At 38.0% G+C, this 17,440-nt stretch carries 15 protein-coding genes and 2 tRNA genes; 7 read left to right on the top strand and 10 right to left on the bottom strand.

What is annotated here, in order from left to right; translation table 11 throughout:
- Positions 1 to 14 precede the first annotated feature (14 nt).
- The 10 genes from DKL56_RS00505 to yycF form a co-directional block, all read right to left on the bottom strand.
- A complete protein-coding gene (locus tag DKL56_RS00505; RefSeq protein WP_109715011.1) occupies positions 15 to 1,595 on the bottom strand; it encodes an ATP-binding cassette domain-containing protein in 1,581 nt (526 codons plus the stop codon).
- Entirely contained in the window at positions 1,585 to 3,183 is a 1,599-nt protein-coding gene (locus DKL56_RS00500; RefSeq protein WP_109715010.1) for an ATP-binding cassette domain-containing protein, read from the bottom strand. The genes DKL56_RS00505 and DKL56_RS00500 overlap by 11 nt, the downstream gene beginning before the upstream one ends.
- A 249-nt stretch (positions 3,184 to 3,432) precedes the next feature.
- A complete protein-coding gene (locus DKL56_RS00495) occupies positions 3,433 to 4,848 on the bottom strand; it encodes a glycoside hydrolase family 32 protein (protein WP_420812392.1) in 1,416 nt (471 codons plus the stop codon).
- 127 nt (positions 4,849 to 4,975) lie between these two features.
- Positions 4,976 to 5,455: a 23S rRNA (pseudouridine(1915)-N(3))-methyltransferase RlmH gene (gene rlmH, locus DKL56_RS00490; protein WP_074426100.1), complete on the bottom strand. Its 480-nt coding sequence runs from the start codon at positions 5,453 to 5,455 to the stop codon at positions 4,976 to 4,978.
- A 490-nt stretch (positions 5,456 to 5,945) separates the two neighbouring features.
- The gene (locus DKL56_RS00485; protein WP_109715008.1) at positions 5,946 to 7,160 is read right to left on the bottom strand and encodes a S1C family serine protease; all 1,215 of its coding nucleotides are present in this window, start codon (positions 7,158 to 7,160) and stop codon (positions 5,946 to 5,948) included.
- Positions 7,161 to 7,217: 57 nt separating this feature from the next.
- Complete coding sequence (locus DKL56_RS00480) at positions 7,218 to 8,015, bottom strand: MBL fold metallo-hydrolase (protein WP_074426102.1); 798 nt, start codon at positions 8,013 to 8,015, stop codon at positions 7,218 to 7,220.
- 15 nt (positions 8,016 to 8,030) lie between these two features.
- Positions 8,031 to 8,852: a two-component system regulatory protein YycI gene (locus DKL56_RS00475; RefSeq protein WP_046305830.1), complete on the bottom strand. Its 822-nt coding sequence runs from the start codon at positions 8,850 to 8,852 to the stop codon at positions 8,031 to 8,033.
- 1 nt (position 8,853) lies between these two features.
- Positions 8,854 to 10,173, bottom strand: coding sequence for a hypothetical protein (locus DKL56_RS00470; RefSeq protein WP_109715007.1), 1,320 nt, complete (start codon positions 10,171 to 10,173; stop codon positions 8,854 to 8,856).
- On the bottom strand, positions 10,163 to 12,019 hold the full coding sequence (gene walK, locus DKL56_RS00465) for a cell wall metabolism sensor histidine kinase WalK (RefSeq protein ID WP_074426126.1): 1,857 nt from the start codon (positions 12,017 to 12,019) through the stop codon (positions 10,163 to 10,165). The genes DKL56_RS00470 and walK overlap by 11 nt, the downstream gene beginning before the upstream one ends.
- Positions 12,020 to 12,082: 63 nt before the next feature.
- The gene (gene yycF / locus DKL56_RS00460) at positions 12,083 to 12,799 is read right to left on the bottom strand and encodes a response regulator YycF (RefSeq protein ID WP_046305826.1); all 717 of its coding nucleotides are present in this window, start codon (positions 12,797 to 12,799) and stop codon (positions 12,083 to 12,085) included.
- A gap of 137 nt (positions 12,800 to 12,936) precedes the next feature.
- On the opposite strand from yycF, the gene DKL56_RS00455 reads away from it, so the two are divergent.
- The 7 genes from DKL56_RS00455 to DKL56_RS00425 all read left to right on the top strand — a co-directional run bounded on the left by DKL56_RS00455 (position 12,937) and on the right by DKL56_RS00425 (position 17,255).
- Positions 12,937 to 13,009: transfer RNA gene (locus tag DKL56_RS00455), tRNA-Lys, on the top strand.
- A 390-nt stretch (positions 13,010 to 13,399) separates the two neighbouring features.
- A tRNA-Lys gene (locus tag DKL56_RS00450) sits at positions 13,400 to 13,475 on the top strand.
- 195 nt (positions 13,476 to 13,670) lie between these two features.
- On the top strand, positions 13,671 to 13,994 hold the full coding sequence (locus DKL56_RS00445; protein WP_109715006.1) for a PadR family transcriptional regulator: 324 nt from the start codon (positions 13,671 to 13,673) through the stop codon (positions 13,992 to 13,994).
- On the top strand, positions 13,978 to 14,601 hold the full coding sequence (locus DKL56_RS00440) for a DUF1700 domain-containing protein (RefSeq protein ID WP_109715005.1): 624 nt from the start codon (positions 13,978 to 13,980) through the stop codon (positions 14,599 to 14,601). The genes DKL56_RS00445 and DKL56_RS00440 overlap by 17 nt, the downstream gene beginning before the upstream one ends.
- Before the next feature lie 2 nt (positions 14,602 to 14,603).
- Entirely contained in the window at positions 14,604 to 15,461 is an 858-nt protein-coding gene (locus DKL56_RS00435) for a DUF4097 family beta strand repeat-containing protein (protein ID WP_109715004.1), read from the top strand.
- Between the two features lie 22 nt (positions 15,462 to 15,483).
- Positions 15,484 to 16,392 carry a DUF4097 family beta strand repeat-containing protein gene (locus DKL56_RS00430; protein ID WP_109715003.1) on the top strand — a complete coding sequence of 303 codons (909 nt, stop codon included), beginning with the start codon at positions 15,484 to 15,486 and terminating at the stop codon, positions 16,390 to 16,392.
- A gap of 140 nt (positions 16,393 to 16,532) precedes the next feature.
- Positions 16,533 to 17,255: a DUF4097 family beta strand repeat-containing protein gene (locus DKL56_RS00425; protein ID WP_109715002.1), complete on the top strand. Its 723-nt coding sequence runs from the start codon at positions 16,533 to 16,535 to the stop codon at positions 17,253 to 17,255.
- The last annotated feature ends 185 nt before the right edge of the window (positions 17,256 to 17,440 follow it).

Below are 17,440 nucleotides of genomic sequence, written 5' to 3'. Positions count from 1 at the left end.
TTTTGGAACTATTTTTATTTACTCAAATGAATTTCTCGATCAAACATGCTGTTCATATGTTCATTGAAGTTATGTGCAATGAAAATAACGGTGTTGGGCTTCTGCAATAGTTGTTGCAAGATTTCCAGTGTTGCTGTTTGATCAATCGCGCTGGTTCCCTCGTCAATTAATAAAATATTACTATCATGGACCTGTGCACGTGCCAAAATGATTTTTTGTCTTTGACCACCGGAAATATTCAGCTTTTGCAGATTAATTTCAGTATTAAGCCCTTGTGCAAAAGATGATGTATCAGTGAGCCCTATATTTTGCCCTACTATTTCAGCCAGGCCATCCAGCTGATCGTTAAACATTGTAATATTACTTTTAATAGTGCTTGGGAACAAAATAGGATCCTGTGCAATATAACCGATCTTAGTAAGATCAGGTTCAATAATTTCACCTGCTTGATTCATAAACTCAAGTTGCCCAGAGCTAGGCGCAAGAAAGTTTAGAATCAATTTAAATAAGGTTGATTTACCTGCTCCACTATCACCAGTAAGTAAAATTTTCTCACCATACTTGACCTCAATATCTGGAAATTTTAGGGCTTCACCATTTTGAAATTTCACTGCTAAGTCTTTTGTCCTGAAGGCGTAGGGACTTTCATGAATTTCAGTTTCACTATGCTCTCTTACAGGTAAAGTTTCCACGGTAATCTTGTCTCTTAATGAACTAGTGCCCTTAATTAAGCCTAGATAAAATGGTAAATATTCAATTCCAGTAGACATGTACGTACTAAAATTACCGATAACAGCAATCGCACCGAAAGGAGCCATATGCCCTTTAATTAGCACCCCTGTCCATATAAATAAGGCAAAAATCATTATTTGCGAAATACTCCCAGTAATAATTGATAAGACTTGCTGTTTCGCAGTTTGGTTTAGTTTTGCCTCCTCCAACTTTTTTGCACCTACATGCATCACCTTCATTAAGTGTTCGCCCGCTGCATAACGTTGCAATTCGGTAATTCCACTGAGCCATTTTTCAATCAAATCTAAATATTGACTATTTTTAAGCGACACATTCTCCATTGCCTTTTGAATTGGCTTATCAATTAGTTTAGGCAAAAATATTGAGCATAAGACTGTTAGTAGAGTTATCACTAACAGCGTCCAATTAATCGTCAACAATGCAATTACGGAAAAAATAATATAGCCAAGAAAATTGCAGATAGTTGGTAGCAAGTTAAAGTACTGATCATTTGCCATGTTCAAATCATTTGTCAGTTGATTCTCAACTTCAGCGACTTGATACGTTCTTTTTTCATCATAAAGATGCCTAAGAATCTTGCCCCTTAATTGCTGATTAAATTCCCTAATATGAGTAGCTAGTAGATAGTTGGACACCATATCAAAAAAGTTGGAGAGCAAGTAGCCCAGTAATGAGGCAAGCAGGATTATTAGCCAAGCCTTTTTATTATGGTCTCGTAAAGTGTTAATTTCCAACATATTAAGGTAAGCAGCAGCAATTAAGACAAAGGGCTGCATTAGACTTGAAAAGGCAATTACCCACACCCGTAAGCGATTCGTCCGATAAAATGTTTTAAAATTCATCTTTTTCCTCTTTGTTGCTTACTAATTTAATTTCTTTATCAAACATTGCCTTAACTTTATCGTTCAAATTATGAGCAATTACTACAATCGTTTTGTCAGAAGTAGTCAGCTCGTGCATGATTTTCTCTGTAGCAGCACTATCAATTGCACTCGTAGCCTCATCTAACAGAACAATGTCATTTTTAAAGATTTCTTCCCTTGCCAAAATAATTTTTTGCCGTTGACCACCAGAAAGGTTGCCTTGATCTAAGTCAACTTCAGTATTGATCCCTAGCGGAAAACTGGCCACATCTGATGTTAGTTGAACTTTGTTAAGAACGCCTGGTACCTGATCTAAAAGTTGCTTTTTGAACATCGTAATATTGTCAGCAATCGTACCAGGAAATACTCTGGGATCTTGTGCTAAATAGCCAATTTCATTTGGAGCAGGTGAAAATTGCTTGCCTTCTTCCGTTTTAAAAATAATTTCACCGTGATACGGTTTAATTTCACCTAAAATTGCTTTAAACAAGCTGGACTTACCGGTGCCACTATCACCGGTTAGCAAAACTTTTTCACCCTTGCTGATAACAAAGTCGGGATAGTGTAGCTCCTTTTTTGGCCCATATTTCAGCGCCAAATCGTGGATTTCAATTTTATTAATCGAACTGTTTGAAACAGGTTTGCTCTGCACTTTTTCGGTCAATTGCTTAGTCTGATGATTGACGCTCTGCGTGGATCTAATTTTGACTGTAGCAGCCGTGATAGCCATAACTGCAGAAAAAACATTGTATGCAAAGGCTGTAGACGATAACACTGCACCAATTTTGATATATCCAGCAAAAAACAAAACACCCGCCAGAAAAGCAATTGAGATTTGACCAGCTGTATTGCCAACACCATTTATTGCACTAGAGTACATCTCTACTTCGGTCCGTTTCACTTTAGACTTTTCTAACTTGTCTGAATATTTACTCAACTCCCTGTTTAGCATTGACCACGAATTATACCGTCGCAATTCATTTAAACCAGCAATCCAATCGCCGATTACGGTCAAAAGTTTTTCGTTTTGTTGGGAGACTTGCATATTTGCTTTAGCAGTCCGCTTTGCCATAACCTTAGGCAAATATAAGTCAAGAAAAATGAAGAAAGCCGTCACTATGGCAAAAATCCAGTTAAGGTTAAAGAGTGCTCCCACAGACATTAAAATAATGAATAGGTTACTCAAAATCTCAATCCAAGGTAGTGCATATTTACTGGTTAGTAAATCAAGGTTACTTTGTAACTGGTTTTGCATCTTCGCGGTAGTCAAATTGTTGGTTACATAAAAGTGCTTAACCATTTTGGTTCTTATTTCATCTACATATTCTTGAATTTGTTTATTAAATAAATAAGTAGCGATTGGCAAAATAAAAAAGCCAGAAATAGTAGGAATTAGTTCAATTACCTGCCAGTAAATAAAGCCGCCTAGGTTACCACTTCCCAAGTTGTTGATGGCGTATTGATAAATATATAGATCAAGCGTTCCAGTAACAGCGTATACGAAGTACAGCAAAATCACACAAAGAGCGCGCTTATTATTGACTTTAATCAATCCTGATAACGTCATCGTGTTGCCTTTCTAATAAAATTAAATATTTATTAAATAAAAATAATACTATAGAAGAATCTGCTGTTTGTAAATAGATCTTGGCTACTTATTTTTTAAACGCAACAATATTCCATCATGCTGCCCTGAGAAATTGCACCTGAATTAAGGCTACACTAAAAGGCCTGATGCCGATTGAGTATCGACACCAAGCCTTAGTAAATAATCATCAATATTGTTGATTCAATTTTTAGACCAATAAGCTTAATACTATTTGCTTAAATTATACGCAGTTATTTGAGTCATAACTGGCTTATCTGCAGTTAAAACTATCCTTGGTTCATTCTTAGTATAGTAGCGTTCTGAAAAGACTAATTCCCCATCATTTATAAAGAACTCAACCGAGCTTGTATCGATAAAAATGCGGAGTTTAAGTTCATCACTTGTATTCACCTGGCCAAAGCGCTTAGCGTCATTGGGCTCTTTATCGCTGCGCTTTATAACGACTTCATTTGTAGCACTATTAAAAGTGAGCGTTAAGATGTTGCCCGCGCTTTCTTTCAAAGTAAATACTAGCTGCTTACCTTTCCAATTTTCTAATGAAAAGTTTAACAGTAGTTCTACATGTTGGGCGTCAAAAACATTGATCTGTTCATTTTCCACAGCAAGTTTCTGGTCCACTTCTTTTTTCTGCCGCAATGCTATTAGTTCTTCCACCGGTGTCATCAGCAAGCGATTATCTTTTAACTTCAGTTCACGCGGCAAAGTTAATGCTCCTGACCACCCGTCTGCTTGCTCGGGAAAGTTTGAATGCCACATGTCCATCCAGCCAAATAAAATTTGCCTGTTATCTGGCGTGCGCATTGTTTGTGCAGCATAAAAATCATGTCCATGATCTAGTTCGGTAAAGCAGCCATGTTCAAAGCGATTATTTTGATAATCCATCTGGCCAACAAAATAACCTGTTTGGTGGCAATTTAAGTACTTTTTACCGGCTGACTCGATGCCTTGTGGTGAGCAAAGCAAAATATCCTTACCATTTAAAGAAAAGAGGTCAGGGCACTCCCACATATATCCTTCTTCAGCAACATTTGTGGCTTCAGCGATTGGCCCTAAATATTGCCAATGGTATAAGTCATTTGACTGGTAGGTCAAGACTCGTCCCAGTCCTTCTTTATTTTGACTTCCTATTACCAAATAAAATTTGTCGTTATGGCGCCACACTTTAGGGTCACGAAAGTGTTCCGAGTTATCAACAGGAGCAGACTCAATAACCGGGTTATGGTCATACTTTTTAAAATGCACACCGTCTTCACTAAAGGCCACATTTTGCGTTTGACAGAATTGCTCGTGCTTATTGTCACAGTAGCGATTTCCGGTATAAATAAGAAAGAGACGACCATCTTTTTCGATTGCACTTCCTGAATAGCAGCCGTCACAGTCTGGTTCGCTGTCAGGAGCAAGCGCAATTGGTAATTCTTCCCAATGCACTAAGTCCTTACTGCGATAGTGTCCCCAATGCATTGGTCCCCATTCAGCTGAGTAAGGATGATATTGATAAAAAATATGATAGTAGCCCTTAAAATAAGAAAAGCCATTTGGATCATTCAACCAACCTGCAGGCGTTGAAATGTGATAATTTAAGCGATAACGCTCGTTTGTTACTTGGACTGCTTTTTTCATCATTTACTCCTTTCAACCGAATAAATTCATTCACCGTCATTAAAACAGAACTTTATTAATTAAACAAATAAAAAGGGAACAAAATAATTTGTTCCCTTTTAACGTAGCAATATCCCTAACTCAGCTAATACTACTTATGATAAGGACTGCCATTATTAATCATAAACCCGCGGTAAATTTGCTCAATCAGCACGACGCGCATTAGCTGGTGTGGCAGAGTTAATTTGCCAAAGCTAATCAAATCATCCGCACGCTTATTCACAGCCTGACTTGTTCCGAGACTACCACCAATTACAAAAGTTACATCCGAATGACCATAAAGAGCCAAGTCACTCAGTTCTTTTGCAAAGTCCTCACTAGTACGTTCCTTACCCTTAATTGCAGTTACATAAACGTACTCACGCTCCTTTATTTTGCTTAAAATTCTGTCACCTTCAAGCTCCTTGACTTGCTCCTGCTGTGCCTCACTGAGCTTCTCAGGTGCCTTCTCGTCTGGAACTTGCACAATTTCTATTTTTGCAAAGCGACTCAGTCTTTTTTGATATTCCGCAATTGCGTCCTTGAAATACTTTTCCTTTAATTTGCCTACGCATACAATCTTAATATTCATGATTCCTATTTTATCCCCTAATTCGCATTGTTTCCACCTAGTTTTTCCACACCTGTGAATAAACTTTTTCTATATTTTGTGCCTCTTTTGCAAAAGGGACCGATACCTAGTGCTACTTAAAAAAATTTGGCTCGGTTTGTCAAATTTACTCACATTTTGCCTTTTGATAATTATTATTCACAAACTTTAGGCTCTAAACGCTGTTGCACCGGTTTGAACAGTTGTTTGTTTTAACTACTTAGTGTTATTGTTTACACACAAGTCACAGGTTATGCACAGTGATCTTACAACTATTACCCCATATTTATGCACAATCCACAAAGTTTTCCACAGTTATCAACAAGTTTTTGCAAAATAGTTTTTTCTTGACAGCCTAAAAAGTCGAACTATTTAGTGTTTCGCAATTATTTTGTTAGCAAAAAGGCTATACCAGCAATTAAAATCGCTTAATATAGCCTTTTTTATCTCTAATTAATGAATATTCTCAAAACTAGTTGGATTCAAGTTTTGCACGTAAATTAATTTCTTTTCCACCACGGTTAACGGTTAAAGTGACCGTATCACCAATTTTGTGATTATACAAAATGGTGTGTAACGATGCCACATCTGAGACTGTTTTGTTGTCAACCTTAATTATTACATCGCCAACTTTAATTCCTGCATGTGCGGCAGAGCTATTCTTATTCACAGTTGCGACATATATTCCGTCCTTTAAATTGGACTTAATATTGAGGTGTTTGCGATAACTTGAAGGTATTCCTTGAAGAGCAATGACCTTAACGCCAAGTTGTGGTCTAACGATCTTACCCTTTTTAACAAGTTGGTTAACAATGTTGACTACTTCGTTTGAAGGAATTGCAAATCCCATTCCTTCAACTGAAGTACCATCACTTGATTGCGAAAGTTTCATTGAGTTAATCCCAATCACTTGCCCAGCAGAGTTAACTAGCGCACCACCTGAATTACCTGGGTTGATTGCGGCATCCGTTTGAATAACTGTTTGTTGGTTAGCAGAAGAGGTTGTAATGCTACGTGCAGGCGCTGAAATGATCCCCTGCGTAACCGTTGAGGCATATTCACTGCCCAGCGGTGATCCAACTGCAATAACTGTTTGTCCAGCCTGAAGGGTCTTAGAATCGCCAAATTCAGCAGTCTGGGTGACGTAGCCGGCATCGATTGCTAAAACTGCCAAGTCAGTTGTTGCGTCAGTTCCAACAATTCGCGCGTCTACCGTTTTACCATTAGACAACATTACCTTTACCTTGTCACTACCTGAAACAACGTGGTTGTTAGTGACGATATAGCCTTTATTCCCCGTTTTCATGTAAATAACGCCGGAACCTTCACTATAGGTTTGGAGCTTGCCACGCTCTTTTTTACCATCATCTTGGTCATCGCCAAAAATATCAAAAATTGAGTTACTACTACTACTTGATTGGCGCTTTAAGTTAATGACAGAAACAACAGCTCCTTTAACATCATTATATGCAGGAGTCATTGTGCCACTTGTTTTAGCACTATTTTTCGAAGTCTTTGAACTACTAGAAGTAATACTTGTTTGTGCATCATTACTATTTAAATTGGCATTATTCATCTGATCAATGGCAAAGTAAGAAGCTCCACCACCAATTAGTCCCGCAACAACGCCAACGATAGCCGTCTTAACTAAACCATTTTGTCTATGTCTAGGGTTTCGATTGTCCATTTTTTAATCTCCTTTAAGTATTTAATCTAGTATACTGAAAATTGTTATTCAATAACCTTAAATTTGTTCTAAATTCGTCGGTTTATCTGCGTCGGTCATGATGAGCTGAACATCGGATGGCAAAGGAGCATCGCCATTTATTAAAATCTGCTTAGCAGCATCATATGCTAGCTTGGCTGTGTTGTTATGTTGACTGCGGTGTGCCATGTAAATACGCTTTGTCTTGCTTGAAACAACATCTAAGAGTGCCATGGCAGCATCCTCATTCGACAAGTGACCAACATCAGACAAAATACGCTGTTTTAGATTCCAAGAATATGGTCCATTACGTAGCATCATATCATCGTAGTTGAATTCCATCATATATGCATCAGCGTCGGAAATGACATCCTTCACCTTACTAGAAACATAACCCGTATCTGTTAAAAAAGCCATTCTTTTGCCACCACTAGTGAAAACATAATACTGTGGTTCAGCAGCATCATGACTAGTTGCAAATGCAGTTACATCAAGGTCACCAAACGTCTTTGTTTGCCCCGGCTCAATAACATTTATTTGTTCGACCGGAATTTGACCAATTTTCTGTGACTCAGTCAAATATGACCAAGTTCCACTATTAGAAAAAGCAGCAATTTGGGGATAGCGTCTCATTAAGACACCTAACCCTTTACTATGGTCTGAATGATCGTGACTCAAAAAAACCATATCAATCTCTTTGATGTCAACTCCAACATCTGCCAGTAATGACGCAATCTTTTTTCCTGACAAACCTGCATCCATTAAAACTTTATGCTGCGGTGTTTCAATCAGGCTGGTATTGCCTGTTGAACCGCTAGCTAAAACAGAAACGCGCACACGTTTTTTTCCTTTCTAATTTTTCTGCACATTATACGATCCACTCTGTAAAATCTGTGCCGTAAACGCATTGACGCGTTTAACCGTAACATTTTTAGTCGTTTTGTTTTCTACTAGAATTAACCAAGTTGGCAACAAAATGGTACTACCCCGAACCTCAGTTAACTTGGAATAACCCAGTTTAACTTGAATCACACGTGAATTATTGGCAATTTCACGATCCGTATACATTGCTTTAACTGCGTGCCATGCACTAATAATTAGCTGCGGTTCGCGCACGGAACTAACTGGTCCCATATAAGAAATTGTATAGTTAGTGATTTGACCATTGTGGACGTTAATAGTTAATTGGGCATCACTATCATAAATTTGCCCATAGCTGGTTTTTTGAATGTAACAATATGCGCCTTCACCCGACATGCTGGCGTCATAAGTAAAGTCCTTACCATAAGGAACATTAGCGGGATCGTCTTTAAACTGTTCTAACTGCTCCAAAATCTTTTTATGGCTACCGTTTAAAAGCACCGCTGTCTTCGGCGTACCCGTCAGCGAATTATCGCTCTTAGAGTAGTGCGTTGATACCTGTGTCAAACTATTTGCTGTATGTGAAAGATGATCACGGTTTTTAGCAGCTAAATAGTAGCCTGATTGTTGCTTATGCGAGAGATGAACTGGAATATCTATCCCATCTGCACGCATTTCCGCACGAATACTAGTAGAAGCATTACCGGCTGTGGTACTCAAGCTAATTGGTGAACGCCAAATCTCAATTCCAAGATACAAATCGATTAATAAGAAAACAATGAAGAAGAGCCATTCAATTCTTTTTCTGTCCATCTTACTTCTTTGCCTCCTGTCTCGCTAAGCTAGCGATATCTGTCTGCTTCCATTCCTCGACACTCTTCCACTGATCATAAGCTTTGACGAAGTAGACAGGGATCAAGTTAACCAAGTTGTCGTGGCTGCTGTCTTTTTCTACCCTAAAAGCGACAATAACGCGCTGAATTTCCGCTTTCTTTAAGCCGTTATTTACGAGTTGCTGAACAACTTCATCCGTTGGCTCCAGTGTCCGCGTTTGACCATCGAACGGAATCGGTATTTGCAAATCTAGATTGTTAAAAGCAACTTCTACAGTATCCTGCGTCAATTTTGTACTAATTTGCGGATCATGCTGGCCCATAAAAACTGGCATCCCTTCAATATAGTTACTGTAGCAAGTAATTTCATTTGAAGAGTCAAAATATCTTAAATCCTGTTCACTCAAGCCCAGTTTATGTACCAGCTCAATACTATTTAGTAAGCGATCGTTGACCGTCATTTCCTTTTGCTTTTCATAACGGGTATAAAGTAAATCATTACGTTCACTTGCTGCACTTGGCACACGTAACTTCGTGTAGTAGTTAAGTGAATAAGTTGTCCAGCCCTTTTTGCTAGCACGTGAAGTTACATTTGTTGTACCTAGCAAACGCGAAACAAAATAAGAGTCGGTCTGCTTAGTCGTTAAGTAGCTGTATACACGCCAATTTTCTTGTTTTGTGTAAAAAGTTTCGTAGCTATCTTTCGTGCGCACGAATTTAATTGGCTTTTTGCCTTTGATATTATCGGCATAATCACGAAGACGACTAAAATCAGCGTTAATTAAGTTAATACGATAGATCGTTGTTGTTTTATCATTACCAAGATAAAGGGAATCATTACTTGCTGAAACAAAAGCACGTCGAAACTTTTTATCCTTATTTGTTAGCTCTCTTTTAGTAAACAAATTAACGCTAATTTCGTTAGGAAAAGTTAATTGCAAATAGCCCGGATTATTGAGCATCTTTTCATAAGATTTTTGATCTGAACTAATTGTTTTAATTCCTTCGAACTTAACGTTTTTAAGTTCTTTGGCAAATTCCAAGGGTAAGTTCTTTTTGGCATCATATAAACGATTTGGTTGTCCATTTTCAAAGCCATACGAGCTGGTTGGTACATACAAATTATCAAATATCCGCCCGCGCTGGCTATGTGCATGTTGAGTAACATTGCTAGTCTGATCGATGCGACTAAAATATTGGTCATTTGTCATAATGAAGGTCCACAAGACAATCGAGAGCACAAAGACAATGACCGTTCCTAGTGACAACAGTAGATCACCGATTTTGAATTTAGACTTCATCCCAATCATCCCCCTCACTCATTGGTTCATATGGCAAGGAAATGTAAAAAGTTGAGCCCTTACCTTCACTACTGTTAGCCCAAATCTTACCATGATGCTCATTAACAATTTCTTTAGCAATGGCAAGGCCAAGACCTGTTCCGCCTTGCTCACGTGATCTTGCCTTATCAACCCGATAAAAGCGATCAAAAATCTTACCAAGATCCTCACGCGGAATCCCCAGTCCTTGGTCACTGATACTGAGAACAATTTTTTGTTGCTCCTGTCTTAATTTAACAGTAATTACACCACCATCAGGCGAATACTTAATTGCGTTGTTCATAATATTATCGATGACCTGCGCAAATTTATCAGTATCAATTTCAACCCACAGAGCCTGTGATCCAAGCTTCCGTTTAATGGTATATTTTTTCTTACCTTCTTTTGCATCTGTTTTCACGATCATATCAAAACGATCTAAAATATGAGCCACAAAATCATTGAAGTTAACCCATTCCACGTCAATCTTTGAAACACCACGGTCCATTCGTGACAGACTTAGCAGCTCATTAATCATCCGTATCATACGCTCAGTTTCTTCTTGGGTAACCTGTAAAAATTGCGGTGCAATGTCAGGATCTTTCCATGCGCCCTCATTTAACGTTTCAATGTAAGCATGTAAACTAGTTAGCGGCGTGCGCAACTCATGCGAAACATTGGAAACAAATTGCTTTTGTGAATTTTCATTTTTTTGCTGTTCCGTAATATCGTGTAAAACACAAACACTACCTGAAACAAAGCCCGTTACTCGCTTAATAAGGGAGAAACTCGCATGCAAAATTACCTCGTCACGCGTTCCTTTATTAATAGTAATAACCTCACCTTTTTGACTGGCAATTAAATCTTGCGAAGTTTCATCTAATCCTAGAACGGAAGCGATAGGTTTATTAATAATTTCTGCTTCAGTTGTGTTTAAAAAGCTAAGTGCCATTTGGTTAACGACATTAACGTTGCCGTGACGATCAGTTGCTAGCACGCCATCACTCATGTGGGACAAAACGCTATCTAATCGTCGCTGCTCACTTTCGGATTCTTCTTGCGATCGTTCAATTCGAACCGATAACGTATTAAAAGCCTGGCCCAATTGACCCAACTCATCATTTGAATAGATCTTAACCTGGCTCGAATAATCACCATCAGCGATATTAAGCGCTTGACTCTGCATTTCTTCAATTGGCTTCGTAATCGCATGCGAAACAACCAGCGATAAAACGGCACCCATTACCGCGGCAATCAACGATGTTACTAGGAACATCAAAGAAATATTCCGGAGATCATTAAAGACACCCTGCATTGAGGCACGGACATAAATTGCGCCAACAGTGTTAGCGGAGCCGTTCCCCGCATTAAGCGGCGTCACTTGAATCATGTAGTCACCATGATCACTAACTACCTTAGTTGCTTGCCTGCCAGTTGAAGTTACTTGCTTGACCAAAGTGTTATTTACACGCTGCCCTATCCGGTTTTTATCATTAATATTAGAAACTGCACGAATAATGTCTTTATTGTCGACTACAATAATTTCACTAATGGTACCAATTCCGTTACTGTAATCACTAACAATCCGGTTAAGGTTACTATCAGTGTGCTTATCATCTTTTAACAGCTGCGTAGACAACTGATTACTGACAATTGGCAGCACCTGAATTGAAGATTGAAAGTTTTCAATACTATTTTGTTCCAATTGCCTTGTAAAATAGGCACCAATTACTTCAATCGTAGCAATAATCATCGCCATAAAGACAGCGGCTAAAGTAGTATTAATCGAAATCGTTAAATGTTTGAACTTATTTTTTAATTTTTTCATATTCATAGAAAGCTAAATATAAAAAGAAAGCCGCGCATAAAGTAGTTCTGCGGGCTTTCTTCATTATTCCTCAGTAGGCTGTTTTACATAGTAGCCAACACCACGACGAGTCACTAAAATCTGCGGTTGGATTGGGTTATCTTCTATTTTTTCACGTAGACGGTGAACAGTTACATCAACAGTGCGGACATCACCAAAATAGTCGTAGCCCCAAACTGTTTGTAACAAGTGCTCACGTGTCATTACTTGGTCCATATGCTGAGCTAAATAGTAGAGTAACTCGAATTCACGGTGAGTAAGTTCGATTTTCTTACCCTCTTTTTCTACTATATAAGCATCTGGCATAATCACTAAGTTACCAATTGTAATATTTTTTGTAGAAGTATCTTCATTAGTACTTTCTACTTTTTCAGCGATATTGCGGCGACGCAAATTAGCCTTAACCCGAGCAACAAGTTCGCGGTTAGAAAACGGCTTGGTAACATAGTCATCCGCACCCATTTCTAAGCCGAGCACCTTATCGATCTCCGTGTCTTTGGCTGTAACCATGATAATTGGCAAATCATGAGTTTGCCGAACTTCACGTGCAACATCTAAGCCATCCTTTTTAGGCAGCATTAAATCCAAAATCATTAAATCTGGATCATATTCATCTACTTTTTTAATGGCTTCTTCTCCATCATAGGCAGTGTCGACGTCGAAGCCCTCCTTGGTCAGATTAAACTTAATAATATCTGATATTGGTTTTTCGTCATCGACAACGAGAATTTTCTTTGGCATCGAAAGCCTCCTTTGCTTACCATTATACTGTTTTTTCCCTTATTAGCCAAAAAAGTCACAAAAACTTAATAAAAAGTCTTGCATTTTAACCAATTTAATAGCATAATAGTCCCCGTCGGCTGTACAAGACAGCATTTGGGTGGCTAGCTCAGTTGGTAGAGCAACGGACTCTTAATCCGTGGGTCCAGGGTTCGAGCCCCTGGCCACCCATCATAAAGGAAAAAGCAACAATTGCACAGAATTGTTGCTTTTTTGTTTTCTAATAAACGGACTATGCCGCACTTTTTAACACGGTCAAATATCCAGCCAAATAGTAATTGGGCTATAGTTAAACTTAGTTTTTAATTACATACTTACCTTTATTTGTGTGTAGTTTGCGGCAATAGTCCTGACTTATTGCTGCTTTTAGCAGCTGCATTATCTTATTACCTTTGCCAAGTGCTAGTCAATTTTTTAGCTTACGCATTTCAGCAAGTTAAGACACTCAGTTATTACATACAAAAAAATAGGTCAATTAGCGCAAAATTCATAATTATTTTTGCTAAACCCCTTGTCAAAGTATGAAATAGTTGCTATTATATTTAACTGTCGGTAAGACATGGGTGGCTAGCTCAGTTGGTAGAGCAACGGACTCTTAATCCGTGGGTCCAGGGTTCGAGCCCCTGGCCACCCACCATAATGGAAATGGCACTGCAAGTAGTCGGTGCTTTTTTTATTTTCTTTTTTAATTAAACAAGTATCAGACGGCTAATTAACTTAGTCGTCTTTTTGTTTTCAGTCTTTTTATAGCATAGTAGTAATTTATGCTTGCCTACGAATCAATACTAAATTAGAATATTATATAGCATATAATATAAGGAGGGAGCAAAGCATGGCAATCCAAATACCAACACGTTTATTGGATGGTGCTGTTTTAGCTTTTTTAAAGCAAGATGACTTGTATGGCTACGCTTTGACACAAAACGTTCAAAAAGTTTTCGATATCTCCGAATCAACCATTTATCCGGTATTACGGCGCTTAAAGAAAAATAATTATTTAACAACTTACGATGAACCATACCAAGGGCGTAACAGGCGCTACTATCACATCACTGATGATGGCATTGAATTACTCCAAACAATCCAAGATGAGTGGCAGGGTTTTAGTACAAATGTTGATCAAGTGTTAGGAGGACAAAATGACCAAAGTAATTGATGATTATATTTTTGAGCTGGAACAAGACCTAAGCGGCTTACCAGAAAAAGAGCGTCAAGACGTGCTCGAATTTTATCGTGAATTTTTACTTGATGGCGATTTTGTCAGGCGCTCAACCATTGAACAAGAGCTAGGTACACCAAAACAGTTATCAATTAAAATACTAGCCGACTATTCAACCAATAGCGATTCTGCTTCAGTTAAAGCAACGGCGCCTCGGTCAAATTTAAAAGCAATTTGGTATATCCTGCTAGGAATTTGTGCCGCCCCTATCGGTATCCCGCTAATTTTATTGATTTTTGCCTTCCTTGCCGTTTGTTTAGCTTTTTTAGTAACCTTAGCAGTTATCGTCTTCACATTCTTCCTTAAACAAGGCTTTCTCCTAGTTAAGGCCATTGCTCTTCTGTTCACGGGTAATTGGGCCGCTGGTAGCCTTTATTTAGGACAAGCACTAATCGCAATCGGGATTGTTCTTTTACTTTTACCGTGGCTTGTCAAGCTTGTCGATTTTCTTATTGCCAAATGTACAACAGCAATGCGTAATTTAGGGAAAAATGTTTTAAAGAAAAACTATTTTCAGACCAATAAAAATCATAAAGAGAATTAAAAATGAAGAAGCTTTATAAAATTGGCGGGTTACTTATCATCATTGGGCTATTTTTATTTGGCATAAGCAAAGTAGTAACCAGTCATTCACCTCAGCCTACACCAGCTCGTCGACAGCAACGGCAAAGTAGGAGTCAGGGTCACACTTTTAACGTGAATGAGTTTGATCGAATTCAGCTAAAATGTTATCGCCCTGATATCAGAATTGCAACGGGGAAAAATTTTCAAATTACAATTAGTGGCAGTCATGGTGCAGACATTAAGAAAATAAAAGCTAAAGTTAAAGATCAGCAATTAACTATTTATGACCAACCCGAGCATCATTATAATGACGGCTTTTACCAAGTTAACATTTTCGTTCCTAAGAGATCCTCCCTGAAAAAAGTGGCCGGTTTCTGTGACGCTGGAGACATGCAACTAACAAACTTAGACTTGTCTACCATGGAACTAAAAATAAACGACGGCGATTTAGTTATCAATGATGCCAAAACAAACAACTTACAAGCTCAGGTAAACGACGGTGATTTTAAAATAGTCGATTCAACTATCCTAGCTAGCAAGCTAAAAGTAGCTGACGGCGACTTAGCAATTGCCAACAGCAAACTTCAAACTGCCACTAAGCTAGCTGATGGTGACATTAAAATCAGACGTTCAGAATTTACCAATGATAGCTCATTCAAGTTATACGATGGTGAGTTCTTAATGACTGACTCACCTAAAATTAGCTACGTACTTTCGACTAGCTCTGACGAGAATATCCGCTTTTTTAATAAATACTATTCAGGACGCTTTTCTCAAAAAGTTAAAAATAAACCTGCTCTTCACGTTAATAGCACAGATGGAAGTATTTTAATCCATTAAATTTTATAAGGAGCCCTTTATAATGAAAAAAATCTACGTAATTGGTATTACTGTTCTTACATTAGGTCTTGCCTTACTCATTATTGGCAAGGTAAATCATGGTGAGCAAGAGGCCGACCTTGCCAATTCAGGAAAAAGGTCTTCAATGATTGAGCGTGCTAGCAATTTCTTCACTCATGGTGAGCAAAGTACCCATAAAGTAAAGACTGTTACTAAAATCACGCAAGTTAAGCCCTTTTCTAGCATTAAACTCAACGTCGATCAACCAGATGTGCAAATTGCTCACGGTGAAAAATTCCAAGTCACGGTTGTCGGCCACAACCCTAAAAAAGTTGGAATAGAAGTCACAGACCATCAATTAATTATTACTGACAATGGTTCATATGATGATGACTATCGCATAGCAATCACTGTTCCAAAAAATAAGGACCTAGAAAATATTGATGGCTCTTGTTCTGAAGGCGATTTTAGTCTACGTGATCTGACTATTGGCAAAGTTGATTTACAGCTTCAAGACGGCGACGTCACTGTTAATAATGTTAAAACCAAAAACGCTAACTTCTATCTCGATGACGGTGACATGATGCTTACCGATTCATCTCTTTCTCAAAGTATCCTCAACTTAAATTCTGGCGACCTAACTGTCACAAATTGTCACCTTAAGACAACTGCTTCACTTGATGATGGTGACGTTAGCATCAACAACTCAAAAATTATTGATGACTGTTTATTTAACTTAAATGATGGTGATTTTCAGGCAAGCCAAATTTCTAAAACCAGCTGCCGTCTTTCAATTGCCTCATACGACGACGATGATGATGAAAATATCAACTATCATGGCCATAGTTACAGAAAGTACTTTAGCGAAATCATCAAGGGTACTCCACTTCTTAAAGTAGTCTGCTCAGATGGCGGAATTAAAATTAACTAAGGGTGTTTTTCACCAAGTCAAAGTCTTGCACTAGTTTTTTATACTTGTACAAGGCTTTTTTATATTGCTCAACCACTGCTTTCAATGCTATGATTAATTAAAATAATAATTAAATTAAAATTAAATAGAGGTATTCACCTATGAGCAACTGGTTTGAACACGGAAACAATTCTCAAAATAGCAATTTTAAATCTTACCATATTGATTTACCCTCATTCATCAATATTAAGGCTAGCCTTTATCTTTTTAGTGTTAATATCCATGCAGGTACAGACTATCAGGCAACAGTTTATGATAAAGATCAAAGTCGAATCAGTTTTAGTGTTGAAGACCAAACACTACTTATTAAAGAAAAAGATGAAAATAGAAAGCAGAAAAATATCCATCTGTCAGACATCCCTAAGTTAATTATTACTATTCCTAATGGGACTTCACTTGATTCTGTCAAAATCGGAAATAATGTAAGTGATATTAACTTAGCCGGTTTTAGTATGCAGCAACTTGACTTGTACTTATCTGCTGGATCATTACAGCTAACAGAAATTACCGTAAAAGACCGTGCTAAAGTCAATCTTGAAGCTGGCAGCTTAAACATTTCACACTGTAAGACAAACTTGAATGCAACACTTTCTGCTGGATCGGTTAAAATAGAGCAATTACGCGGAAACAATCACTTTGAACTAGCCGCTGGCTCATTAAAAGCAACTACTGATGATGATCAAGAAACAGAGTATAATCTCACAACTGTGGTAGGTTCGATTAATTATCATGGCCACAGAAAGCTGCACCATTTTTATCGAGAAGGTGCGGGCAAAGATTACTTAACGGTCCAAAGCGCAGTAGGATCAATCAAGATTATATAAAAAGAAGTCTTACTTTAACAAAAACAAGTTAAAGTAAGACTTTTTTATGTCTAAAAATTAGCGTTGGACATCAATGACAAATGAATTAATGTCTCCACGGTACTTGATGTATGTGTGCATAAGATTACCATATCATGCAGAAAAGCCGTGTAAAAAATAGAGCTACGCTCAGTTTCACTGTTTTT

The sequence above is a fragment of the Lactobacillus apis genome (assembly GCF_003150935.1).
In the GTDB taxonomy this organism is placed as follows: Bacteria; Bacillota; Bacilli; order Lactobacillales; family Lactobacillaceae; genus Lactobacillus; species Lactobacillus apis.
The sequence above is the reverse complement of the archived record's forward strand: the minus strand, read 5'-3'. Positions and strand labels throughout refer to the sequence as shown.